The sequence below is a fragment of the Microbacterium sp. Beta genome (assembly GCF_005502545.1).
Classification (GTDB): domain Bacteria; phylum Actinomycetota; class Actinomycetes; order Actinomycetales; family Microbacteriaceae; genus Microbacterium; species Microbacterium oxydans.
This window is the reverse complement of the sequence record NZ_SCOG01000022.1, coordinates 14,620-39,115: the sequence shown is the minus strand read 5'-3', so window position 1 is coordinate 39,115 and position 24,496 is coordinate 14,620. Positions and strand designations below refer to the sequence as shown.

21 protein-coding genes are annotated in these 24,496 nt (G+C 68.8%); 6 read left to right on the top strand and 15 right to left on the bottom strand.

Translation table 11 applies throughout. From position 1 onward, the window contains the following. The 9 genes from FFS56_RS16545 to FFS56_RS16505 form a co-directional block, all read right to left on the bottom strand. Positions 1–2,955 carry an exo-alpha-sialidase gene (locus FFS56_RS16545; RefSeq protein ID WP_127012813.1) on the bottom strand — a complete coding sequence of 985 codons (2,955 nt, stop codon included), beginning with the start codon at positions 2,953–2,955 and terminating at the stop codon, positions 1–3. 69 nt (positions 2,956–3,024) lie between these two features. Further along, positions 3,025–3,954 (bottom strand): DUF4862 family protein, encoded by a 930-nt coding sequence (locus FFS56_RS16540; RefSeq protein WP_127012814.1) that lies wholly within the window; start codon positions 3,952–3,954, stop codon positions 3,025–3,027. Further along, positions 3,951–4,637, bottom strand: a complete 687-nt coding sequence (locus FFS56_RS16535; RefSeq protein WP_046748585.1) for an N-acetylmannosamine-6-phosphate 2-epimerase — start codon at positions 4,635–4,637, stop codon at positions 3,951–3,953. Before FFS56_RS16535 ends, FFS56_RS16540 begins: the two co-directional genes overlap by 4 nt. Continuing rightward, positions 4,634–5,569 (bottom strand): ROK family protein, encoded by a 936-nt coding sequence (locus FFS56_RS16530; RefSeq protein WP_046748584.1) that lies wholly within the window; start codon positions 5,567–5,569, stop codon positions 4,634–4,636. The genes FFS56_RS16535 and FFS56_RS16530 overlap by 4 nt, the downstream gene beginning before the upstream one ends. Continuing rightward, complete coding sequence (locus FFS56_RS16525; RefSeq protein WP_127012815.1) at positions 5,569–6,516, bottom strand: dihydrodipicolinate synthase family protein; 948 nt, start codon at positions 6,514–6,516, stop codon at positions 5,569–5,571. Before FFS56_RS16525 ends, FFS56_RS16530 begins: the two co-directional genes overlap by 1 nt. Positions 6,517–6,532: 16 nt before the next feature. Continuing rightward, positions 6,533–7,333 carry an ATP-binding cassette domain-containing protein gene (locus FFS56_RS16520; protein ID WP_046748582.1) on the bottom strand — a complete coding sequence of 267 codons (801 nt, stop codon included), beginning with the start codon at positions 7,331–7,333 and terminating at the stop codon, positions 6,533–6,535. Beyond that, positions 7,330–9,381, bottom strand: a complete 2,052-nt coding sequence (locus tag FFS56_RS16515) for a dipeptide/oligopeptide/nickel ABC transporter permease/ATP-binding protein (protein WP_046748581.1) — start codon at positions 9,379–9,381, stop codon at positions 7,330–7,332. The genes FFS56_RS16520 and FFS56_RS16515 overlap by 4 nt, the downstream gene beginning before the upstream one ends. A 1-nt stretch (position 9,382) precedes the next feature. Continuing rightward, positions 9,383–10,339 carry an ABC transporter permease gene (locus tag FFS56_RS16510; protein ID WP_045262486.1) on the bottom strand — a complete coding sequence of 319 codons (957 nt, stop codon included), beginning with the start codon at positions 10,337–10,339 and terminating at the stop codon, positions 9,383–9,385. Between the two features lie 90 nt (positions 10,340–10,429). Beyond that, positions 10,430–12,028, bottom strand: coding sequence for an ABC transporter substrate-binding protein (locus FFS56_RS16505; RefSeq protein ID WP_127012816.1), 1,599 nt, complete (start codon positions 12,026–12,028; stop codon positions 10,430–10,432). Positions 12,029–12,157: 129 nt separating this feature from the next. On the opposite strand from FFS56_RS16505, the gene FFS56_RS16500 reads away from it, so the two are divergent. The 3 genes from FFS56_RS16500 (at position 12,158) to FFS56_RS16490 (ending at position 14,209) form a co-directional block, all read left to right on the top strand. Next, positions 12,158–12,883 carry a FadR/GntR family transcriptional regulator gene (locus tag FFS56_RS16500; RefSeq protein WP_046748580.1) on the top strand — a complete coding sequence of 242 codons (726 nt, stop codon included), beginning with the start codon at positions 12,158–12,160 and terminating at the stop codon, positions 12,881–12,883. 93 nt (positions 12,884–12,976) lie between these two features. Beyond that, entirely contained in the window at positions 12,977–13,894 is a 918-nt protein-coding gene (locus FFS56_RS16495) for a DUF808 domain-containing protein (protein WP_137772218.1), read from the top strand. Between the two features lie 75 nt (positions 13,895–13,969). Continuing rightward, the gene (locus FFS56_RS16490) at positions 13,970–14,209 is read left to right on the top strand and encodes a hypothetical protein (RefSeq protein ID WP_046748578.1); all 240 of its coding nucleotides are present in this window, start codon (positions 13,970–13,972) and stop codon (positions 14,207–14,209) included. Between the two features lie 106 nt (positions 14,210–14,315). On the opposite strand, the gene FFS56_RS16485 is transcribed toward FFS56_RS16490, so the two are convergent. Beyond that, positions 14,316–15,665 carry an HNH endonuclease signature motif containing protein gene (locus FFS56_RS16485; protein ID WP_127012817.1) on the bottom strand — a complete coding sequence of 450 codons (1,350 nt, stop codon included), beginning with the start codon at positions 15,663–15,665 and terminating at the stop codon, positions 14,316–14,318. Positions 15,666–15,746: 81 nt separating this feature from the next. Between FFS56_RS16485 and FFS56_RS16480 the strand changes: the two genes are divergently transcribed. Further along, on the top strand, positions 15,747–16,961 hold the full coding sequence (locus FFS56_RS16480; RefSeq protein WP_127012818.1) for a hypothetical protein: 1,215 nt from the start codon (positions 15,747–15,749) through the stop codon (positions 16,959–16,961). 42 nt (positions 16,962–17,003) lie between these two features. On the opposite strand, the gene FFS56_RS16475 is transcribed toward FFS56_RS16480, so the two are convergent. From FFS56_RS16475 to FFS56_RS16460, 4 genes are all read right to left on the bottom strand, one after another. Further along, the gene (locus FFS56_RS16475; RefSeq protein WP_137772217.1) at positions 17,004–18,947 is read right to left on the bottom strand and encodes an ABC transporter ATP-binding protein/permease; all 1,944 of its coding nucleotides are present in this window, start codon (positions 18,945–18,947) and stop codon (positions 17,004–17,006) included. A 1-nt stretch (position 18,948) separates the two neighbouring features. Continuing rightward, the gene (locus tag FFS56_RS16470) at positions 18,949–20,172 is read right to left on the bottom strand and encodes a peptidoglycan-binding protein (protein ID WP_082108668.1); all 1,224 of its coding nucleotides are present in this window, start codon (positions 20,170–20,172) and stop codon (positions 18,949–18,951) included. 63 nt (positions 20,173–20,235) lie between these two features. Further along, positions 20,236–21,144, bottom strand: coding sequence for a hypothetical protein (locus tag FFS56_RS16465; RefSeq protein ID WP_127012820.1), 909 nt, complete (start codon positions 21,142–21,144; stop codon positions 20,236–20,238). Continuing rightward, entirely contained in the window at positions 21,141–21,587 is a 447-nt protein-coding gene (locus tag FFS56_RS16460; protein ID WP_127012821.1) for a peptidase inhibitor family I36 protein, read from the bottom strand. Before FFS56_RS16460 ends, FFS56_RS16465 begins: the two co-directional genes overlap by 4 nt. A gap of 232 nt (positions 21,588–21,819) precedes the next feature. On the opposite strand from FFS56_RS16460, the gene FFS56_RS16455 reads away from it, so the two are divergent. Both FFS56_RS16455 and pnuC read left to right on the top strand, forming a co-directional pair. Then, positions 21,820–22,359: a GNAT family N-acetyltransferase gene (locus tag FFS56_RS16455; protein ID WP_127012822.1), complete on the top strand. Its 540-nt coding sequence runs from the start codon at positions 21,820–21,822 to the stop codon at positions 22,357–22,359. Between the two features lie 2 nt (positions 22,360–22,361). Next, positions 22,362–23,075 (top strand): nicotinamide riboside transporter PnuC, encoded by a 714-nt coding sequence (gene pnuC, locus FFS56_RS16450; protein WP_046748570.1) that lies wholly within the window; start codon positions 22,362–22,364, stop codon positions 23,073–23,075. Positions 23,076–23,135: 60 nt separating this feature from the next. Here pnuC and FFS56_RS16445 read toward each other — a convergent pair whose 3' ends face one another. Further along, entirely contained in the window at positions 23,136–24,380 is a 1,245-nt protein-coding gene (locus tag FFS56_RS16445; protein ID WP_127012823.1) for a heparan-alpha-glucosaminide N-acetyltransferase domain-containing protein, read from the bottom strand. Between the last annotated feature and the right edge of the window lie 116 nt (positions 24,381–24,496).

Here is a 24,496-nt window from a genome sequence, read left to right as displayed (position 1 = left end):
TCAGTCGAGCGTCCGCCACGGGCCGCCGGTCGTCGCAGCTTCCGGCTGCTGGTTGCGGGTCCACCACTTCGCCTCGAAACGCATGCCGTCGTGCACGACAGTATCGCCGGCGGTGAAGACGCGGGTGGCCGTCCACACGGCCGCTCCCTCCGCGTCGGATACGAGCTCCTGCCACGGACCGACGGGGTCGCCTGGGCGCTGGTCGCGCGTCCACCACGACGCCTGCCACAGGCGCCCGTCGAGCGAGACGAGTTGCCCCTCGGCATACACGGTCTGCGCACTCCAGCCCGGGGCGGTGGTCAGGGGCAGGGTCACGGCGCCCACGGCGGCGGACACCTCGTGCGCCCCGTTCACCGCCGCCGCATCGAAGGGGGCCGAATCGATCGACCCGCGCGCGATGTCGTCGGTCGTGAGCCGGACGACGATCGGATCGAGGGTCGTCCTCTCACCGGGGGCGAGCACCCCCACGTCCGCTCCGGCAGCGGTCACGGCATCGAGCGCGACGTTGCCGATGTTCTCGACGGTGCGGGTCCACGTCACGGTGTCAGAGGCATCGGCCACGCCGTTCCCGTTCCCGTCCGCCCACTCGCCCACTGCTGTGCCGGACACCCCGGGGGTGCGTGCGATCACATCGACCTCGCCACCCGCCACGGCGATGCGTTTCGTCGACTGCCCTGCCGCCTCGACCGTCCACGTCGTGTCGGCGACGAAGAAGCCGCGGTCGATGTCGGCCTGGGTCACCGTGTGGCGCGCGGTCCCGCAGTCGTACCCCGCGCCGACCGGCAGGTCCCGATACCGACAGTTTCCTGCCCCCGGCGGGAGGAAGGGCGAGAAGTCACCGGATGCGGGAACCGCCGAGACCGTGACCGGACTGCGGTTGTCGACCCGGAAGCCGTAGGGCACCTGTTCACCCACCGCGTAGGGGGTCGCCGCCAGGTCTCGCCCGGCATCCGCCCGCGCTCCCGTGATCGTCGCCGCGAGCACGCCGTCGCGCAGCAACACGGGCGCGGCCGCGTGGGTCACGGTGACGGCGGGGGCCGAGCCGTCGACCGGCGCGACGGTGAAGCTGAACTCCGGCGTGTACCAGCCGCGGTCGAGGTCGGCCTGCGTGAGCGTACGCCGCGGGGTGCTGCAGTTGTATGCGTCGTACGCCGGCAGGTTCAGCCACCGGCACGCGGTGGGGGCGAAGCCGGTGGTGAAGGTGTTCGCCGCCGGGGTCACGACCGTGTTCATACCCGCCGTGCTCACGACCCGCACCTGGAAGCTCAGCTGCTCGCCGACGGTGTACGGATTCGTCACGACGTTCCGCGCCGCCGACGTGTGGGTCGCTGTGAGCGTCGCGCCGAGCACCGACGACTGCGGCAGCGTGAGCGTCGCGGTCGTCTGGCTCAGCCGTCCGTCGGCCGCGGTGAAGGCGGCCTGCAGACGCTGGGCGCCCGCGGCTCCCTGCGGTGCGGTGACCTGCACGTTCACGGTGGCGCTCGCGCCCGGTGCGAGGCCGGTGACCTGCGCCGTGGTCGCCGTCCAGCCGGTCGGAGTGTGGAAGGTGACGGCACCGCTGAGCGCTGTCGATTCCTGGTTCGTGACGGTGACCGGAACCGTGGTGGCCGCACCGGCGGTGAGAGCGGTCTGCGGCACCGACAGCGGGGCGCACACCGCGTTCATCCACGCCTCGTCGAACGAGGAGAACTGCATGGTGTTCGTGTATCCGGCCTCCCACAGCACCCCCACCCTGCCGTCGTCGATCGCCGTGGCGCTGGAGTAGGCGAACGTGCCGGTCTCGAGCGTGCGCAGGCCCGGCCAGGTCTCGCCGTCGTCGCACGAGAGCCGCACCGCCCCGTTCACGCGGTTGCCGTCGGCGCCGTTGTTGGCGTTCGTGAAGACCAGTTTCCTCGCGTCGACGCTGGCCGCAGGGGCGTCCGGGTGCAGGCGCGTGATCGAGGCGTTGTTCGTGGGGTCGGGCAGCTCGGCGTCACGGGTGACCGGCCCGTAGCTGTGGCCGCCGTCCGTGGAGATCGCCACCTTGCGCAGACGGCCGTTGGAGCTGTCGCGCGAGTTGAGCATGACGCGGCCGTCGGAGAGCTCGACGACCTTGTTCTCGTCCATGCCGGTGCCGACATACTCGCCGCGTTCCCAGGTGACACCGCCGTCGTCGGAGTACACCGAGTACGCCTGGATCGCCGTCGATCCGTTCGACTGCCGCACCGTGCCGGCGTACTGCTGGATGAGTCGGCCCGCGTGGGCGCCGTAACGCAGCTGGATGCCCTCGCCCGACGTCGCGAACGTGCCCTTCACGTCCCCCGCCACGGGCGTGTACACGCCTGCGCTGGTGGTGCCGTTCGAGGTCTTGGCGACGTCGGTGATCAGCCGCGGGGCGCTCCATGTCGCACCGCCGTCGTCCGAGTGGATCACCGCGGCGCCCATGACCTGCCGGTTCGCGTCGTCGTCTCCGTAGGCGCTCCCCTGGAATCCCTGGTCCTTGGAGTGCACGAAGAACGCGAAGACGCGGCCGCTCTCCCGGTCGACGACGTAGCTCGGGTCGGAGTAGCCGTACTGGCCGCTTCCGGTCTTCCCTGCCGCGATGATCTGCAGCGGGCCCCAGGTGCGACCGTTGTCGGTCGAACGGCGCTGGATGATCGAGTTCGGGTTGGGGGCGTCGGCCGCGCTCCCCGGTCGGGCATCCCACGACGCGAGGATCACGCCGTCGCCGAGGTGGGCGAGCGCGGGGATGCGGTAGAAGTAGTTCGCGGCGGTACGGTCGGCACCGATGTTCAGCTCGAGGTAGTCGCCCGGATCGGCGTTCGGATCGGTCAGGTACCCGGGGGCGGGGGCCGCCGAAGCTGCGGTGGCGGGGAGGGTGAGGGCGAGGACGAGCGCCGCGATCGTGCCGTATCGCAGCAGCGGGCGACGGCGGCCACGGCCATTCCGAGAGGCGGGCGGGAGAGGAACGTGCATGGACAGACCTTTCTGTTCGTGCGGAAATCAGACGTCTGATGTCTGATTTCAAGTCACTCTAGCGAGAGGTCAGACGTCGAACAAGGGTCGGCGCAGCACCTCGAGGTTCCGCGCGACGGTGCGCAGGGCGTCCCGGGCACTGGCGTCGTCAGGGCGTCGGGCCGTCTTCAGCCCCAACCAGGCGACGTCGCCCGCTGCCGCGAGTGCCGCGGCGACGTGTGCATCATCGAGGAGCGAGGCCGATTCCGGATGCGTCGAGGCGATCGGCAGATGCGCATCCACCCACGGAGGACCGTACGGACTCTGCACGGCCGCAGCGCCGGAGAAGGCGAGGCCGACGAGGAACCCGGAGGCTGTGGCTGCGGCGATCTGCGCGGTCACGGCGTCCGCATCGCGCAGCTCGATCGCCGAGCGACCCCAGTTGAGCCAGAGCCCGACCGATGCCCCGGCCGCCCGGATCGCCGCGATCTCATCGTCGAGGGAGAGGAAACCCTTCTCCGGGATCTGCCCTGGCACCGACGCATCGCAGTGCTCGACGACCAGGCGCGCTCCCGACCAGTCGAGGGCGGCGGCTTCCTGCAGCGAACGCACGAACGGTTCCACGGCTCCTGCCACCCGCGGGGCGGTGTGCAGGGTCACCACGGCCACGGTCGCGCCGCTCTCGCGGTCGATGCGCGCGATGTCGGCGGCGACGCGGCGCAGGTCGTCGACGGCTGCCGCGCGACCCGTTTCATCGGTCGACGCCAGACCGTATCGTGAGTCGCTCCCCAGGCGCCCCATCACGAAGGGGATCGGCGTCACGGCGAGCGGCACGGCGGGCACGTTCGCGAGGAACCAGGTCTCGTCGTGCGGGTGGATGCCTCCCATCCACGGCACTTCGAGCCCGGCGACCCCGGGAAGCGCACACAGCGCGGGCAGCAGCTCCCCTTCGAGCTCCGGGTCCCAGCGCGCGTGCGCCGGAGAGGCCGGATAGGCGCTGACGAGGACGGGCGCAGTCATGCGCGGGCTCGCGCGACCGCATCGGCGAACCACGTCGTGATCGTCGAGGGATGCGTGATGGCGGTGCCGACACAGACGGCGAAGGCACCGGCGGCGATCGCGTCCGCGGCCTGCGCCGGCGTGTGGATGCGCCCTTCGGCGACGATCGGACGACGGCAGCGGGCCGCCATCAGCTCGATGAGCTCGAGATCGGGGCCGGTGGTCTTCGGGCGCTCGCCCGTGTAGCCGGACAGGGTGGTGCCGAGGATGTCGGCGCCCGCTTCCTCTGCGGCGAGCGCATCGTCGAGCGAACCGCAGTCGGCCATGATCAGGGCGTCGGTGTGCGTGCGAAGACCCTGGATCGTCTCCCCGAGAGTCAACCCGTCCGGACGATCGCGACGGGTCCCGTCGACCGCGATGATGTCGGCTCCCGCGTCGGCGACGGCCCTGGCATGGTCGAGCGTCGGGGTGATGAACACGTCGCGATCGCCGTCCTTCCACAGACCCACGACGGGCACGGGGAGGTGGGCCGTCGCACGGATGTCGCCGATTCCCTGCACCCGGATGCCCGCGGCACCCCCGACGAGGGCAGCCGCGGCCACCTGGGCCATCGTCCGCGGGTCGCGCATCGCCTCACCGGGGTAGGCCTGGCACGAGACGATCAGGCCGCCACGCAGCTGCTCGAGGGGGTCGGCGAGTCTCATGGGTTCCTCCAGACGGATGCCGCAGCTCCCCGCAGCGGGGCGTCGTCGCCGAGAGTACCCGGCAGGATGGGCGTGCTCTGCAGCGCATCGATCGCCTCGGCGTGGAAGGCGTCGCGCATCGGGCGCCACCAGTCCTCACCGATGTTCGGCACGCCGCCGGTGACCACGATGCGCTCGGGATCGAGGATCGTGGCCGCTCCCGCGATGGCGCGTCCGACCGCTGCGGCTGACTCGCCGATGGCGCGGCGGGCGATGGGGTCACCGGCAACGGATTCCGCCGCGATCCCCCGGGCATCGGTGATCCCGGGGTCTCCTCCGAGCGAGAGGAAGTGCCGGTGCATGCCGATGCCGGAGCCGATCGCCTCGAGGTGTCCGGGTCTGCCGCAGGGGCAGCGCAGGTGCGCGGCTCCCGGCACCGGGAGGTGCGCGATCTCCCCCGCGACGTGATGCGCTCCGCGCACGGCATCGTCGCCCAGGATCAGTCCGGCGCCGACACCGGTGCCGACCGCGACGATGAGCGCACTCGCCGCCCCGGCCGCCGCCCCGTGCCGGTACTCCCCCGCCGCGTGCGCATCGACGTCGTTCTGCACCCGCACGGGAGCATCCGTGATCAGGTGCGCCCCCAGCCCGGCGCGCACGAGGGCGGCAAGAGGGGTGCCCGGCCAGTCCGCGAAGGTGTCGGTGGCCGAGACGATCGTCCCGCTCCCGGCATCGACGACCCCGGCCGCGCCGATGCCGACTCCCGACAGGCGTAGCCCGGTGCCGGAAAGCAGCCGCTCGGCGAGGGCGACGACGGTGGCCACGACGGCCATCGGCCCCTCCGCGGCGGGAGTCGTGGCCACCTCGGTGCGCAGCAGCGTGTCGTGGCGGTCGGCGAGCGCTGCGGCCGTCTTGGTGCCGCCGATGTCGACGGCGAGGACGACCTCGCCCATCAGGCGACGGCGACAGGGAGCAGGTGCAGCTCGTCGAGGATGTCGCGGATCTTGGAGACCGCATCGTCGTCGAGCGCCTGCACGGTGCGAGCCATGGTGGCGTGATCGATGATGCCGCGGGCGTGCATGGCGGCCTTGAACGCGCCGACACCGGTCGCATCCCCCGACAGCCCCTGCGGCTGGAACACGATGTCGAACAGACGGTTGATGCGTTCTTGTTCGGCCCGGGCGGTCACCCAGTCGCCGCTCTTGGCCGCCTCCCACAGCCGCACGTATCCCGCGGCCTCCACATTCGCGAGTCCGGGGACCACGCCGTCGGCACCCACGAGCGCCATGGCGTCGACGACGACCTCGTGACCGGTGAGCAGCTGCAGCGGACTCCCCGCCGCCCGGTTCGCCGCGATCAGACGGCGGAACGAGACATCGTCGCCCGAGGAGTCCTTCACGCCCTGGATCGCGCCCTCGCTGCCGAGCTGCACGAGCAGATCGATGCCGAGCTTGGAGTGCACGCGGACCGGGACGTCGTAGGCCCACAGCGGGGCGTCGATGGCCGCGGCGATGGTGCGGAAGTGGTCGGCGACCTCGGCGGCGGAGTTCAGCGTGTACAGCGGAGCCGTCGTGACGATCGCCTGCGCGCCGGCGTCGACCAGACGGCGGGCGGTCTCGATGATGCGGGGAGCCGTGAGCTCGATCGCGCCGGCGATGATCGGCACCCGGCCAGCATTCGCCGCGACGATCGTGCGGAGCAGCTCCACGCGCTGGTCGTCGGTGAAGTACGCGGTCTCGCCCGTGGAGCCGAGGGCGAAGAGTCCGGAGACACCTTCGTCGACGAGACGGTCGACGAGACGGGAGAGCGAGGCGTGGTCGATCGAGCCGTCCTCGAGCAACGGGGTGGCGACGGGCGGGACGACGCCCGCGAAGACGGGGGCGGAGGGGGCAGCAGACATGTGTGTTCCGGTCGTTTCAGTGGTGGGATTCGAGCAGCGAGGGCGCAGCGCCCAGCAGCGTTCTGGTGTAGTCGTCGGAGGGAGCGTCGAACACACGGGCCGCGTCGCCGAACTCGACGACCCGCCCCTTGTTCATCACGGCGATCTCGTCGGAGAGGTAGCGGACGGTCTGGATGTCGTGGGAGATGAAGACCATGCCGAGGCCGAGCTGCTCCTTCAGGTCGGTCAGCAGGTTCAGGATCTGCGCCCGCACCGAGACGTCGAGCGCCGAGGTGGGCTCGTCGGCGACGATCACCTGCGGGTCGAGCACGAGCGCCCTGGCGATGGCGACACGTTGGCGCTGCCCTCCGGAGAGCTGGCTGGGCAGCGCGTCCAGGGCCGAGGGCGGCAGCCCGACGAGACCCACCAGGTCGCGCACCTTGCGGCTCCGGGTCGCCGCGCTGCCGAGGCGGTGCACCTGCAGCGGATCGAGGAGCGCATCGCGCACCGTCATCCGGGCGTTCAGCGCGGTCGCCGGGTCTTGGAAGACGACGGACAGGATGCGCCCGAGCCGCTTGCGCACGGCGGGCGTGAACGATCGCACCGGCTCGCCGCCGAACACGACCTGCCCGCTCGTGGGCTTCTCGAGGCCGATCAGCACCTTGGCCGAGGTCGACTTGCCCGAACCGGACTCGCCGACGATGCCGAGGGTCTGCCCGCGCTTCACCGTGAGCGAGACGCCCGCGAGCGCATCGACGTACTCGGGACGGAAGAGTGAGGACGCACGGGTCTTGTAGCGGACGTGCACGTCCTTCAGCTCGATGACGGATTCGCTCATCGTCCTGCTCCGATCGCCTCGACGGGCGCATCGTCCGGATGCGCGGAGTAGTAGTGCTCTGTCCCCTCGATGTGTCGGCGCACCGGGGTGGTGCCGGCATACCGCGAGGGGTCGCTGGACCGCGGGGCGAAGCGGTCGCCCGCCGGGAAGTCGCGCGGTGAGGGCACGACTCCCGAGACCTGATGCAGACGGTCGGAGCCGGCCTCGATCGAGAGCACAGCGCCCAGGAGGCCCTGCGTGTACTCGTGCACAGGTTGGGTGAGCACCTCGCGGGTGGTGCCCTGCTCCACGACCTGGCCCGCGTACATCACCGTGATCCGGTGGGTGAGCTCGGCCACCAGGGCGAGGTCGTGCGAGACGAACAGGAGCGCGAAGCCGAGCTCCTGCTGCAGCCGCATGAGCAGCTCCACGACCTGGGCCTGCACCGTGACGTCGAGCGCGGTGGTCGGCTCGTCGGCGATCACCAGCCGCGGATCCCGGGTCAGGGCCATCGCGATGAGCACGCGCTGCCGCTGCCCTCCCGAGAGCTCGTGCGGATACGAGGAGAGTGTGCGCTTCGGGTCGAGGCCGACGAGCGTCAGCAGCTCCTCGGCAGTGCGGGTGCCGCCGCGCGAGGTGAGCTGCTTCATCTGCGAGCGGATGAGCATCGCCGGGTTGAGCGAGCTCAGCGCGTCCTGATAGATCATCGCGATGTCGTGTCCGCGCAGCGCGTTGCGCTCCTTCGGCGCCATCTGCAGCAGGTCCTTGCCGTCGAACAGGATGCGTCCGCGGATGTCGGCCTTCGGGTCGAGCAGGCCCATGATCGCGAGCGAGGTGATCGACTTGCCGCATCCGGACTCCCCCACCAGCGACATGGTCTCGCCGGGGCGCACCGTGAAGCTGACGTGGTCGACCACGTCGACGTCGCCGTGCCGGGGGAACGAGATGCACAGGTCCTGCACCTCGAGCAGCGGCTTCTCGTCGCCCGTGAACTCGAGGCGATCCGTGCGGGTGAGTTCGCGCCGTCGCAGCTCGGCGAGTCGTTCGGCGAGGGGGACGACTTCCGCGCGCGGCACCAGGGTGTCGGGGACGCCGCTCGGCACGGAGAGGTTCACCGCGGTGTCGACGGTGGGGATCACGTGCGTGTCGTCCGGGATCGCTGCGACCTCGAGCTCGTGCGTGGACTCCTCGGTGTTCGCGGCGTCGGCCGTGATCTTGCGCGCCCGCGGCGACACCATGGCGTCGGTCATCCCCTCGGAGAGGATGTTGAGGCACAGCACCGTGATCATGATGAGGATGCCGGGGAAGAAGGTCGCCCACCACGCTCCGCTCATGAGCAGGTTTCGGCCCGCGGCGATGACGTTGCCCCACGACGGCTCGGGATCGGGCACGCCGGCCTGCAGGAACGACAGCGAGGCCTCGAACACGATCGCGTCGGCGACGAGCACGGTCGCGAAGACGAGGACCGGCGCCATCGCGTTGCGCGCCACGTGTCGCACGATGATGCGCGGGGTGCCCGCTCCCATCACACGCACGGCCGAGACGTAGTCCTCCCCGTACTGGTCGAGGATGTTCGCACGGACGATGCGGGTGAGCTGCGGCACGTAGAGGAACGCGATGGTCAGCACCAGCACGGGCAGCGACTTGCCGAACACCGCCACGAACACCGCGGCGAGCGCGATGCCGGGGAACGACATCACGACGTCCATGACGCGCATGAGGGTCTCGGAGATCCACTTCGGGGCGGTGGCGGCGATCGTGCCGAGCACGCATGCGGCGACCAGGGCGACGAGGGTCGCCCCGATACCGATCACGAGCGAGTAGCGGGCGCCGTAGACGAGGCGCGAGAAGATGTCGCGGCCCTGACGGTCGGTGCCGAACCAGTGCTCCGCTCCCGGCGGCTGCACGGGAGTCCCGGAGGCCAGCGGGTCGAACGGCGCGATGAGAGGCGCGAAGATCGCGGCCAGGGCGATGATCGCCAGCACGGCGATGCAGATGATCGACCCGAGGGACAGGCGGCCCCAGCGGAGGCCCGGGACGGAAAGCCGTTCCGTGAGTTTGCGTCGCATGTCACACCGCCCGGATTCGAGGATTGATGAGCACGTACAGGAGGTCGACGATGATGTTGATCACGACGAAGGCGAGCGCCACCGCGAGCGTCACTCCCTGCACGAGGTTGGGTTCGTTGTTGGTGACGCCGTTGAGGATGAGGGTTCCCATCCCCGGGATGGCGAAGATGATCTCGATCACCACGGCGCCGCCGAGCAGGTAGCCGATGCGCAGCCCCAGCACCGTGACGGGGGTGATGAGGGCGTTGCGCAGCACGTTGCGGCCGACGACGATCACCCGCGGGATGCCGGCGCCGAGGGCGGTGCGCACGTAGTCGCGGTCGAGCTCCTCGACCATCGAGGTGCGCACGACGCGCGACAGCTGACCGATCACCGGCACCGCGAGCGCGATCGCAGGGAGGGTCATCCGGGCGAGCCATCCGGAGGGGTCGGTCCAGAAGTCGGGGAGCGGGCCGGAGGCGGGGAGCAGTCCGAGCCCGAGGGTGAAGACCTGGATGAGCAGGATGGCGAGCCAGAACGACGGGGTGGAGAGCGCCGCGACGCCGAAGACGCGGATCACCTGGTCGGGCCAGCGGTCGCGGTAGACGGCGGCGAGGACGCCGATCACGAAGGCCACGATCACGGCGATGATGAGCCCGAGGAAGGTGAGCGCCAGGGTGACCGGGAAGGCACGGGCGACCTCATCGATCACGGGAAGGCTGCGCGCGGAGTAGGTGCCGAGGTCGCCCTGCACGAGTCCGAACAGGAAGTTCACGTAGCGGACGAGCAGGGGGAGGTTGAGGCCGTGGTCCTCGCGGTAGGCCTCGAGGGCTGCGGGCGACGCCGTCTCGCCGAGCGCCGTGCGGGCCGGGTCGACGGGCGAGAAGGACATCACGAAGAACACGAGGAACGTGATGCCGAGGATCATCAGCGGCAACTGCAGCAGTCGCCGGCCGATGAGGCGGAGCGTGTGGGACACGTGCCGCTCCTTCCGAGGGTGAGGGAGGTGCAGGGGGCGCGCTCGTCGGGTGAGCGCGCCCCCTGTTCGGGTGCTGCTTCTGTGCGGGTGCTACTTCGCGGCCACGCCGACGTCGAGGAACGACAGTCCGGTGGTGGGGACGGGCTGGAACCCGACGAGCTCCTGGCTGCTCCAGGCGGTCGGCAGCTTGCGGTGGAACAGCGGGTAGAGCACGGCCTGATCGGAGAGCAGGTCGAACGCCTGGTCCCAGGTCTTCTGCTGCTCGTCGCCTTCCTGCTGGACGGCGGTGTCGAGGAGCGTGCGCAACTCGGCGTACTCGGGAGAGTCAGCCCAGTTGGTGCGGGTCTGGGTCCAGACGTTCTCGCCGTACCACCAGTTCATGAGCAGGTCGGGGTCGACGCCGAAGACCGAGGGGTCACCGGGGGCGACGGCCACCGTGTAGTCGCCGGAGTCGACCTTCTCGTACATCGACGCGGACTGTCCGATGTCGAGCGTGGTGTCGATGCCGATCGCGTCGAGCGACTCCTTGATCAGCGGGGCGACCTCCTTGACCCATCCGGTGTCGGTCGTCAGCAGCGTGATCGACAGGTCGGAGACGCCGGCATCCGCCAGCAACTCCTTCGCCTTCTCGGGGTCGTAGGTGTAGACCGTCGAGGCCTCGTGGTAGTTCGGGTACGTCTCGGGCAGGAACGAGGTCGCAGGCGTGGCGTTGCCGAGCATGCCCGTGCCGATGATCTTGTCCATGTCGAGGGCGTAGTGCAGTGCCTGCCGCACGCGCACGTCGTCGAACGGCGCCGCCTTGGTGTTGAACATCATGAACAGCAGGCCGAACGACTGCACGCTCTCGACGTCGGCCGACGAGGCGAGGGTGTCGACGTCGATGTACGGCACGTCTTCGATCGCCTGCACGGTGCCGGTGGACATCGCGGTGACGCGGGCCGAGGCGTCGGCGAGCAGGTTCCAGTTCATGCCGGCGGCGAGCGCGGGGCGCGGGCCGTTGTAGTCGTCGTAGCGCTCGAAGACGAGCTTGTCCTCGGGGACCGCGGAGACCAGCGAGTACGGGCCGGAGCCGACCGGGTTGGCGGCGAAGTCCTCGGGGTCGGCCTCGACGACCGCCTTCGGGACGATCTTGACGACGCCGAGGCGGTCGTTGATCAGCGAGAAGGGGTAGTCCGTCGTGATGCGCACGGTGTCTTCGTCGACCGCGGTGACGGTGTCGATGAAGTCGACGAACGACAGGAAGAGCGAGTTGTTGTCCGGGTCGAGCACGCGGTCGTAGCTGAAGACGACGTCGTCCGCCGTGACCGGGTCGCCGTTCTGGAAGGTCGCGCCTTCGCGGACGTCGATCTCGTATGTCGTGTCGTCGATCTTCGTCGGGAGGTCGGCGGCGAGCGCAGGGGCCGGCTTCTGGGTGACCGGGTCGAGGTCGACGAGACCTTCGAAGACATGCCAGTTCGCCGAGACCGTGACGGCGCCGGAGGCGACCATCGGGTCGAAGCTGCCGTTCAGCGTGTACGAGATCCCCGCTTCGATGATGGCGTCCGGGTCGATCTCGCTCGCGGCCGCGCTCTCGTCGGGGGTGGCGGTGGTGCCGGCGCCGCAGCCCGCGAGGGCGACGGATGCGGCGACTGTGCCGGCGACCGCCATCGCGAATCGACCCGCGCGACGGCGGGTGAAGTGTCGGTTCATGTGTGCTCCAGGGTGGTGGGGGGAACATCTTGAGGACATCTGATGTCTGATGTACTCTAAACACAGGTTCGATCAGATCACAAGAGTGAGATGATCGGAGCGTTTCTGCCAGGCACGAGAGGGAGCCCCATGAAGTCCACCACGAGTAGGGCGTCACGCATGCGGCGCTCGACCACGGCGGATCAGATCAAGCAGCTCATCCTGACGCGCGGGCTCACCCCGGGCGACCCGCTGCCGACGGAGGCGGAGCTCTGCGACGAGCTCGACGTCTCGCGATCCTCCGTGCGTGAGGCCATCCGCACCCTCTCGACCCTCGACATCGTCGACGTGCGTCACGGCCACGGAACGTACGTCGGACCGATGTCGCTGGATCCGATGGTGGAGGCCCTCGTCTTCCGCGGGGTGCTGTCGCCGGAGGGGTCGCTGCAGGCGCTGCGCGAGGTCGTCGAGGTGCGCCTGGCGCTGGACCTCTCGATGGCCGAACGCATCGTGGAGGCGGCCAAGGCGGATGACGACCCCGAGCTCGACGCGCTGGTCGCCGACATGGTCGACAAGGCCGAGCGCGGCGAGCATTTCCTCGAGGAGGACCGCGCCTTCCACACCCGCCTGTTCGGTACGATCGGGAACCGCCTGGTCGGGCAGCTCGTCGGCGCCTTCTGGGATGTCCACACGGCGGTGCTCCCCCAGCTGGGGATCCCGCAGCCCGATGACATCCACAAGACGGCGAAGGCGCACGGCGACATGCTCGAAGCGGCGCGCTCCGGCGACGTCGACCGGTATCGCCGGGCGGTCGTCGAGCACTACGAGCCGCTGCAGCGCGTGCTCGCGAGTGCCGCGGGTGACGCTCAGGGCTGAGGTCACAGGCGGAGCCCCCGCGCGACGCGGTGGAGGCCCTCCTCCTCGATAGAGTTGCCTCCGCACTGCACTCTTCACGAGGGGAACCCACGCATGTCCGTTGGACTTCTGGCCGTCGTCGACGACATCCTGAGCGCCGCGATGAAGGCGTCGGCGAAGGCGGCGGGCGTCGTGATCGACGATGCCGCGGTGACCCCGCAGTACGTGCAGGGACTCACGCCGGCGAGGGAGCTGCCCGTCGTCGGCAAGATCGCCCTGGGCTCGCTGGCGAACAAATTCCTGATCATCATCCCGGTGGCGTTGCTGCTCACCGCGTTCGCGCCGTGGGTGCTCCCGTATCTGCTGATCCTCGGTGGGGCCTACCTCTGCTTCGAGGGCGCGGAGAAGGTGCTGGAGTGGTTCGGCGTGCAGCACGGCCACGCCGACGAGGGCGCGCGCGACGAGAGGAAGCTCGTGCTGGGCGCCGTGCGCACCGACCTGATCCTCTCCACCGAGATCATGCTCATCTCGCTCGCGAGCCTCGAGAAGGGGCTCGACATGTGGGCGACGCTGGCCATCCTCGCCGTGATCGCTCTTCTCATGACGGGCGTCGTCTACGGTGCGGTCGCGCTGCTCGTGAAGATCGACGACATCGGCCTGAAGATGGCGAAGAACCCCGTGCAGCGCGTGTGCCACACCGGCACCAGGATCGTGCGCTCGATGCCGGCGGTGTTCCGCTTCATCAGCATCCTCGGCACGGTCGCGATGCTCTGGGTCGGCGGCCACCTGGTGCTCGTGAACCTGGGCGAGGTGGGGCTGCACTTCACCACCGACCTGCTGCACGGGATCGAGCACGCCCTGGAGCCGGCCGGCGGATTCGTGGTCTGGCTGGTCGAGACGCTCGTGTCTGCGATCGCGGGCCTCGCACTGGGACTGCTGATCGTCGTGATCGTACTCGGCATCGCGCGGCTCTTCGGCAAGACGCCCAGCTTCCACGAGGGCGAGACCTCCCCCGCCGATGTGCACGTCTGATTCCGAGTCGGCCGTCTCGCGACTATCCGCCGTGCGGGGGATGCGACGTGCCGCTCAGTCCGGTTCGATCGGAGCATGAGAACTGATCGCGCCACACAGTTGCGTCGGACCCGACGCCTGATCTCCGCCATCGCGAGCGGGGGCATCGGCGCGGCCGCAATCTGGTTCGTCTTCGCCGCCGTCGGTGAATCCGGTGGACAGCTCGGCGCCGCAAGCGCCACAGCCGCGGCGTTGGGTGCCGCCTGGTCGGCGGGCTTCGCCGCCATCACCTCCCGGCTGAAGATCATCGAGACCTCGTCAACCTCGGCCAGCTGAGCTCGCCGACCGCACCCGACCACCGAAGACACCCACCCCGACCACCGAAGACACCCACCCCGCGCGCCCGCGCCTCATTCCACGCACACACCCGCGCGGCACGCAGTCACGCTGCGATGTCGTAGCGCGCTCGACCCCCGAGTCTCGGTCTGCGTTCCGGATCGACGTTGGGCGGTGGGATGAGCCACACCCGTGCCGCGACCCCGACCCCCTCGATCCTGATCTCCCAGTCGTTGTCGTGGATGCGGTGGTGACAGCTCTCGCAGAGCAGCACCCCGTTGTCGAGGTCGGTCGGCCCGGCATCCCGCTGCCACCAACGCAGGTGATGCGCCCTGGTCAGCTGCGGCGCGAGCCCGCACATCACACAGCCGCCGTCACGCTCCACCAGCGCGAGGCGCTGAGCACGGGTGAACAGCCGCTTCTCACGACCCCAGTCGAGGATCTCGCCTCCACCGCCGAGCACGACGGGGATGATGCCGCCGCCCGCCGCCATCCGACGACAGGCGGCGATGCTGACGGGCCCACCGAGGCCGTCGACCGTCGCGAACCCGGTACCGCCGGTCAGCTCGTCGAGCCCCACCCGCACGACGACCGTCGCTCCGGACACGGGGAGACCGCCGTTGTCGCATCCGCTCGCGTGTGCGCAGATCTCGACGAGCGCATCGGCCTGCAGCATCGCGACCGTGCGTCGATCGGCATCGGGCGCCTCGGGATCGAGCACGTGCGCCCTGGCCTGGAACGTCGCAGTGACGTAGGCCTGGATCGCCGCTTTCACCGGCGCGCCGGAGGCGACATCGGTCTGCAGCGTCAGGTGCAGCGACCCGTCGCGCTCGAACATCGTCAGCGAGCGCCGTGAACGAGCCTCGTCTTCGCGCGGAGCCACACCGTCGGGATCGAGCCAGGCCTCGGCGTGCACGACCAGCTTGCGCACGTCGTCGAGCGACAGCTCCGCGGCGCGTTCGACGAGCAGTCGCTCGGCCTCGATGATCCGCTCCAGACCGACCTTCAGCCGGGCCCGATCGAGCAGGGTCACGATCGACGCTGCTGCTGCGGCGCTCAGCGCGCCCGCGCCGATCGCCTGTTGCACCGCGGGATAACGCGGCGGCAGCGGTTCGCCCAGGAGGTTCGCCCGGGGAGCCGTAGCCTCCCCCACCTTCACCAGGCGCACCGCATCTCCCGTCGATCCGCCGGTCGTCGCCGCGATCATGGTCGCAGGGCTGCGGAACCCCTGCTCCTTCGCCAGGCTCGCCGCTCCCAGCTCGGGGCGCGACTCCCGCGCGATGCTCGCCGCGATCTCGGCGTGGATGCCGTCGAGTCGACGCTGCACCAGCCCCATCGTGCGATGCGCCTCGAGCAGCTGTGCTCTGGTCAGCTCGGCCGCGTTCGACGCATCCGCCCACACGTCTTCGAGGCACCCCACGGCCTCGAGGAGGGGGCTCAGATGCGGGTTCGTCATGCCCTCAGTTTAGAACATATCTTCGATATATTGGAGGGGTGTGGATAAGTCGATGCGCCGCCGTGCCGTAGTCTCATCGCCATGTCCGCCACCTCGCCGTCGCCGAAGTCCCGCAGCACGAAGCGCGACGCCGACCGCTGGTTCCGCGAGCAGGGGCTTCCGACCTTCGTGCCGTTGCGGCGCTGGTTCACCGACCTCCCCCGTCGCGTCGCACCGCTCATCGCCTGGGTCGCGGTGGCTGCCTACCTCTTCCAGGACGGGATCGAGGTGGTGTTCGACTTCGCCCTCGACGACGACTCGATCGGGTGGGAGCTCCTGATCGTCCCCCTGGCCCTCACGATCTTCCTGCTGGCGGTGGGCCTCGCCTGGGCCGCCTACTTCCTCGTCCGAGCCCTGCTGCGGCGTCTCCCTGCGGGGATCGGCACGGCGGTCGCCCTCGTCCTGATCGCCGTCAGCCTCGCCTTCACGATCGTCTACGACTACAGCACCCACCCGAATTCAACCGTGGGGCCGGTCCTCCGCACGGCGCTCGTGCTCGCCCTCTGCATCCTGGTGACCGGCATGGGCGGCGGTGCCATGATCTCCTGGGCCTCGCGCCTGGCGGTGCGCAATGCGTCGGCGATCGGGCACATGGCGTCGATCGCGCTGCCCGTGATCCTCATGCTGGTGGTTTTCTCGTTCTTCTCTGCCGAGGTCTGGCAGATGGCCTCCGCGCTGTCATGGGGATCGATCGCCCTCGTCGGCCTCGTCGTCGCGGTGCTCGCCGGCATCGTCGTGCTGCGCGTCAGCGCGTCGGAGATCGATGACCACGCGCACGAGCCGACCGCGGAGCAGCGAGCCGCCCTGCTCGTCGGCACCCCGGCGGAGGGGCGTCCCGCACCCGGGCGGCCGGGGCGCCTGCACGCTCCGCAGCGCATCAACATCCTGCTCGCGATGACCGTCGCGCAACTCGTGCAGGCGCTGTTCTTCGCCGGGCTCCTCGCGGCGCTGCTGATCGTGATCGGAGGCATCGCGATCCCCCAGGGCGTCGTCGGCATCTGGCTCGGTCCGGGCAGCGCAGCCCAGCCGCTCGCGGTGCAGCCCCTGGAGTTCTTCGGGGCGAAGCTGCCGCTCACCGTCAACCTGCTCAAGGCCGCCACTCTGCTCGCCGTGATCGCCGCCCTCCCCTTCGTGTTCTCCGCCGTGAGCGAGGCACGCTACCGGGAGCGGTTCTTCGACCCGATCATGGCCGACATGCGGCGAGCGATCCTCGTGCGCGAGGCCGTCAGCACGACACCGGCGCGCCGCTCCTCGTAACTGTTCGGCCGCAGCGCGCCCGCACGACGTCCAGCAGGGATGTCAGCTGCGGAGATTCTCGGCGGGGCGCAGTCGCGCGGCGCGGATGGAGGCCAATCCACCTCCTCCGGCACCGACGATCAGGCCGACGGCAATGGCGATGGGAAGCAGCACGATATGGAACACGGGCGCCCATCGTTGGCTCACTGTGACGACGAGGATTGCCGCCATGCCGAGCACGAGACCTGCGGCCCCTCCGACGACACCGACGATTGCGGATTCGAGGGTGATGAGTTCCCCGATCTGTCGGTCTCGGGCTCCGAGCGCTTTGCGCATGCCGATCTCACCCCGGCGTGCGTTGACAGCGAGGAGCGTGGCGTTCATGAGTGCGGCGATCGCGACGATCAGCGCGAGCAGCGTGAACGCGGTGAGGGTGGCCTGCACCCCTTGTTCGACCTGTCCTCTCAACTGTGCAGAATCGGTCGGCGCAGCGACGACGATCCGGTCCGGCTCGTACGGGTTCAGTGCCGAAGGCAACTGCTTGGCGACCTGCTGCGCTGCGCCGGAGGACGTCACGGCCAACATCGTCACATCGACGGCCCCTTTCGCCGTGATGTCGTCGCGGGGTCCGACGACCACTTCACCGCGGAGCAGGGGGAGGCGCGAGGACGTGGTGATGATGCCGGCGACGACATAGGCGACGCCATCAACCGAGATCGTGGGAGCGCCATCGATGCTGCTGAGTTGCATGTCCTTCGCGAGAAGATCTCCGACGTAGGCCTCGCCGGCAGCCAGGGGGCCCTCATGCCAGGGTGCCTCGTCGACGGTGAGACGCGCAGCGCCGACGATGTCTCCGATGGCGACGTGCGGCCGGATCTGGCGTGCCTCGGCGAACGTCGAGACCGTGCTGACATTGAGATCGATGACGACCGCGGCCGCATCCACTCCGCTGAGTCGCTCGATCGCCCGCGGAACCTCCTCGGGCGGAAGCGAGTGCTTGGCTCCCGTCGACCACGTCGCCGAGACCTCGCGGTTCAGGTGAGCATCGAACGTGGCGGACACTTGGGCCCGTGCCGATGCCGAAAGCCCGAGGGTGGTGATCGTCAATGCCACGGCAATGGCGACGGCGAGCCCCTGTCCGATCGATGGGTACTTTCTCGACATCACCGACGCCCAGGCGTCGCGCAGTATGTCGGCGAATCGGATGCGCCCGGTGAGCTGCGCCTGCTCGTCGTCGCCCGGAACAGGGAAGGGCCCCTCGTCGACTGCAGAAGCCAGCGACCTATCCCCGGACTCTTTGGGTGCCGGATCCGCTCCGGTGCCGGGCTGTCGCTCGTCGGACACGATCGCCCCGTCGGCGATGCGGACCACACGACGCGCCCGGGCCGCGACCTCAGCCGAATGAGTGACGACGACGACCGTCGCCCCGTCGCGATTGATGCGTTCGAGCTCGTCCAGAACACGAGCGGCGTTTACCGAGTCGAGGTTTCCGGTCGGCTCGTCGGCAAGGATCAGTTTCGCGTCCCCGGCGATCGCCCGGGCGATCGCGATGCGTTGACGCTGCCCGCCCGACAGCGTCGAGGTGCTCTGGAACGCGCGTTCCGCGAGCCCGACAGAGTCGATGGCGCGGAGGACACTCTCACGCCGCTCGACACGCGGCACGCCCCGGTAGAGCAGGTTCAGCTCGACGCTGTCGACGGCTGGTCTGGCCTCGAGAAGATGGAAGGCCTGGAACACGAATCCGATCGTCCGTGCCCGTACACCGGCGGCACGGCGGCCGTCGCCGGCACGAGCCTCCTCGCCATCCAGAACATAGCTACCCGCCGTCGGGTCGTCGAGGAGCCCCAGAATGTTCATCAGCGTCGTCTTGCCACCGCCCGATGGCCCGACGATCGCAACGAACTCCCCCTGATCGATCTCCAGGTCGATACCGCGCAGTGCATCGACATCGGGCCGACCTGCCGACGAGTACGTCCGACGCACTCCCCGTAACTGAATCAGCGTCACGTCAACCGACTCGAACCAGGTCGCCGGCCTTCAGGGCACCTTCGTCGAGCGGCTCGACGGCGACCTCGCCCTGCAGTGTGCCCAGAACCGCGACCGGCACCTCGACCAGCGTTCCGTCCGCCTGCTGCTTCGTCACAACATTCTTGTCAGGCCCTCGGTCCGACACCGCGAGAACCGGGACGATCAACGCGTCCTCGGCCACGATCTGCTTCGTCACCGTCACCCGCGTCCGCCCCGCCGACCCCGGCAGTGCTGTTTTCGGGATCACGGCGAAAGTGACCTCGGGTGCGGCCTGTTCCGCGTCCCCTTCCGAGCCCGATCCCCCTGAGCCTTCGGCCGAGCCGGAGGGGCGGATGTCTCCCACGGTGCCCTCGACCTCAGTGCCACCGATCGAGATCACAGCCGCGTCTCCTGCGACCACATCCCCGAGATCGGTGACGGGAACCGTGATCGTGACCACCAGATCCGCCGACCCGAGGATGAAGTCCGGCACGCCCTCCGCCGCCAGACGCTGTCCGACCTGAACGCCCTGCACGACCTGCGCGGACGCCGAAGGCATCGCCAGAATCTCGGCGACCGGGACATACCCCTCGGCAGCCGGCACCTTCGCGCTCGGATCCGCCGACTTCTCGCCCTCCCCCTGGCTCGTCTTGTCCGCCGAAGCAGCACTGCGAGTGGGGGCTTCATAGCCGCTGTCCTGATACCAGCGCTTCACCGCCGTGGCCGTCTCGCTTCCGAACCGCCCATCAGCATTGAGAGGGTACGACCGCGCCACCAGTGCGGCCTGTAGTGCCTCGACATCCGGCCCACGATCCCCGACGCCCAGGTCGCGGTAGAAGGAGAAAGCCGAGTGCACACCGAAGAGAGGACGCCCATTGACCTCGGTGAGAACCTGCCCCGAAGAAGCGGTTGCACCCGCCGCCAATGGCCGTCCGGTGACGACGGTGAGCGACGCATCCGCGACCGGAAGCACCGTCACCGGAGTCTGCGTCGACGGCCCCGCCTGCCCAGTGAAGCCAACCTCTCCAGCCAGCGAACCCTGCATGACCTCCGCGAAGACCGGCCCGGGGGTGGGCGCCTTGGCATTGGCCTCCTGCTGCGCCGAAGACTGGAACTGCGCAGCAAACCAGAATCCCGCCCCAATCAGCGCCGCGATCAACACCACGGCGATCACGACGATCCAGCGGGACCGTCTCGCCGTTTCCGGCACAGCTACTTCATCCATCGAACTCTCATTGCTCACTGATCGGCCACGACTCCTCGCTGAGCCAACTCTCGCGCCGCCTCTCTAAGGCGCGGCTGGCGCGTTCTCCGCCACGATCGTCAACAGCTTCTTCTTCCGTTCGATCGCGTCCGCACGGATCCGATCGAGCTTGTCCCTGTTCTCCGCGACGAGCTTCTCCTGCTCCTCCCAATTCCGCTCATACCAAAGCGCGGCCCACCCACTCGACTCCTGACACTCCGCATCAGCGACAGCCGCAGCAAGCTCCTCCGCGGAAGGCGCCGACGACGACCCCGTCACCGCACCCCACTTCTCTTGCTCAGCGGACGGAGGCCCTTCCCAAGGCTGCTCCTGAGTCACCGCGTAATCCACCCGTGGGGTCAAGCACTCCCGCCAGGCCTTCACCGCCTTGACCACATCGGTATCCTGCTCCACGATGATCATGGCCTGGGTCGTCAGTTCAGAAATGTAGTTCCGTCCGTCGAAGTTGGAGAGAGAGTCCTTGTCTTTCGCACGGATCTTGTCGGTGCAGGCCACGAGCGCGTCATCCAACTCCTGATTCGGAAAGTACGAATCGACCGTCTCCGTGAACTCCAGCCACAGCTCAGCGCTCTCCGGATTCTGCAGCTGCGCGAAGTGATAACCCCACTTCTTCGCCAGCTCCAAGGTGAACAACCGCAGGCCGACCTGATTCATATCTTCCGGAAGGGGGAAGTCGGTGTCCTGCCATGGCACGGGCCACTCATACCCCTGCGCACCCAGACAATCCGAAATCAACAACTGCTCTGTATAGTTATCCAACTCAGGCGAATACACAACGAACTCATCAAGTGGCATCGTCCAGAGCGCTTGATTTTTCAGGCTGGCATCGGCGGCCTCACTGCTGGACGCTATACACCCCGCCAGACCCAATACAGCTACGACTGCGAGGGCGGCCGACGCAAACAGGCGGCCGCCCTCACGCAGAGACGTCACTGGCATAGAGCCGAACCCACACTGTTTCGAGTGGTATCAAAATACCCGGACTCAATGTCGTCGTTAAAACTCCCCACATTGCCAAATCCGCTCCCCCGAGCGACAAAGAGATACGTTCCCTTCTTCTTCTCACCTCGGTAGAGGTAGGAGTTCTGGGAGCGCCCGTTGTTGAAGGTGGAGGAGATGACGTCGCCGTAGGACCTCCAGCCGATGGCCATGACATCCACACAGTTCGCGAACTTGTGCGTAGACGGCTGCTGCCATGCATCATTCCCATAGTTGTAACCCGAGTAACTGCACGTGTACCCGGATGGGCAATCACCCGGCGCGGCTGCGGCAGGGCCCGCCAAGGCGAGAACTCCCACACCGGACAGGACGAGTGCGATCAGCGCGCTGGCCACTCTCTTGCGCCAGGTTGCGCGACGCGCGTGTTCCAAAGACATGAGATCCTCCGATGCACCCGCTTACTAAAACAATACGTTCTACACAGTAGACATGATCTTTGCGCGCGTCTATAGGCCGTTCGGGGGACAAGAGCGACACCCGCACCCCGCCTCCCGCAACCATTCGGCCGCAGCACGCCCGAACAGCGCTCCTCCTGCTAGCGTCGGCGATGCGCACCCGAGCGCCGAAGGATGCGCACCCGAAGCGCAGAAGAAGAGAGACCGCCCGCCGATGACAGCCGTGCGAATCAGGGACGCCGAGACCACCGATCTCGAGACCATCACCGCGATCCACAACCATGCCGTGCTGCACACCACCGCGATCTGGAACGAAGAGGCTGTCGACCTCGCCGACCGCACCGCCTGGCTCGCCGATCGCACCGTCCGTGGCTTTCCGGTCATCGTGGCCGTCGACGACACCGGGGTGCTGGGCTATGCCTCCTACGCGCAGTGGCGCCCGCACAGCGGATACCGTCACACGGTCGAGCACTCGGTGTACGTGCGGGACGGCCAGCATGGTCGGGGCATCGGCACCACGCTGATGACGGCCCTCCTCGAGCGTGCCAGGGTGGCCGGGATGCACGTGATGATCGCGGGGGTCGAGAGCGGCAACGCGGCCTCCATCGCCCTGCACGAGCGACTGGGCTTCGTCGAGGTCGGGCGCATGCCGCAGGTCGGCGCGAAGTTCGGACGCTGGCTCGATCTGAGCATGCTGCAACTCATGCTCGACGATCGCGCCGAACCCGGCACCGAACCCCGCACCGGATCCTGACGATGAACCTGCTGCAGTGGTTCGTCGACGCCTTCAACTCGCAGTGGATGCTCCCGGGCGGCCAGACGCTTCTGGTGCGCGAAGTCGTGGGCAACGCGTTCGGCCTCGCGAGCGCCCTCGGCGGGATGCGCCGCAAGGTGTGGGCGTGGCCGGTCGGCATCATCGGCAACCTGCTGCTGCTCACGGTCTTCCTCGGCTCGGCCCTCAGCCCCGACCCGTCGCTGCCGCACCTGCTCGGGCAGGCCGGTCGGCAGATCATGTTCATCGCCGTGGCCATCTACGGCTGGATCCGCTGGCGGAATCTCGACGGCGGGCGAGTGGTTCCCCGCTGGGCCCCGACGAGCGCACGCATCGGCATGGTGCTCGTGATGATCGTCGGCACGGTCGCCCTGACCCCGCTCTTCCGGCTGCTCGGATCTTGGGAGCCGGTGTGGGCCGATGCCTGGACGTTCGTCGGATCCTTGCTCGCGACCTACGGCATGGCCAAGGGCTGGACCGAGTTCTGGCTGATCTGGATCGCCGTCGACGTGGTCGGCGTGCCGCTGCTGTTCAGCTCCGGCTACTACGCAACCGGCTTCATGTACGTCTTCTACGGCGTCTTCACCGCGATCGGGTTCGTGATCTGGTGGCGGGCACAACGCACCGCCGCGCATCCGATCGAGATCCTGCCACCGGATCCGAGCCCCCGACGGCCGGAGGAGGAAGAGCTCGCCTGAGCTCCGCCCTCCCCCGGCCCCTCCGCCTCGCTGTCGCCCCTCCTCGAAACGAGGCAGTCCTCAGGCCCGGCTCTTCCCCTTCACGGTCAGCGCCATGACATCGGCCGCACGCGCCGTGAGCCGTTCGAGCGGACCCTTGCCGACCGTGCGCGTCCAGACGAGTGCGCCGGCCATCATCAGCAGCGACAACGCGATCCAGGGAAGCACCGGGTTCGGGAGCCAGGTCGCCGCACCCGCCAGGATGAGGATCGCCTGGATGACGTAGCCGGTGAGGGGCAGAGCACCATAGGCGGCCAGTGGTACCACCGCCCACCTCGCGTAGCGAGTGACGATCAGGCACAGCCCGAGGATCGCCACCGCGAATCCGCCGGATGCGAGGATCTCGAGCACCCCGCCGGAGTGGGCGGAGAAGTTGGTGACGGCCTCTAGCATCTTCGCGGGCGGGTCCTGCGACGCCACCCGGTCGAAGTACGACTGGCCGTCGACGTCGCCACCGCCGTCACCACCGCCGTCGCCAGCGAACAGCGAGGCCTTCTCCGGCGTGAAGCAGGCGACGATGCCGTCGCTCGTCTGGCACGTCATCCCGGAGATGTCGACCTCGTCACCCGGGACCATACTCATCGAGCCCGAAACCGAACTCGAGTCGGAGGCGGAGCTCGACGTCGTGACATCCTGCTGCGGCGGCGTGAGCAGCCCACCCAGCGTGTATCCGCCGATCGCCACCAGGCCGCCGCAGACGAGCATGACCACAGCCGTCTTCACGCGGGTCAGATCGAGGCGGCCGATCACGAGACCTGCGCAGAGCAGCGCCGCCCACACCGTGATCGGGTAGGTGCCGAACAGCACCAGCGACAGCCCAGGACCACCCAGATCCGGCGAGAGCGTGCCGATCAGAGCGAGCAGCGGAGGACCGAGGATACCGAGCGCCGCCCCCGCGATCACCAGCACCCTGGTGCGAAGGTGCACCGTGAACGCCGCCAGGATGTACAGCACGCCGTACAGCGTGAGGATCACGGCGATCCCGGAGCCCAACAGCTCGACCAGCAGCCCGATCACGAAGATCGCCGCTCCTCGACCGACCAGGCGCAACCGGATCTTCCGCAGCTCGTCCGCAGTCGCGTTCTGCGCACCGCCGGTCATCAGTGCGAGCGATACCCCTGCCAGCAGGGCGAACAGGATCGAGGAGCGCCCGTTGACGATGTCCAGCCACGTCGACGGATCCGAGAGAGTGAAGTCAGGACCGCTCGCGACCATCAGGTGGGCGCCGAACATCCCCACCAGCGCGAGTCCACGCGCGACATCCACGCCGACGATACGGGGCCTACCCGTGGAGGTGGGTCCCCCGTGTCGCGGACGGTCGCCGGAGTCTGCGACAGAAGAGTTCTCCGTCTGCGCAGGGAAAGACGGGATGTTGTGGGGCG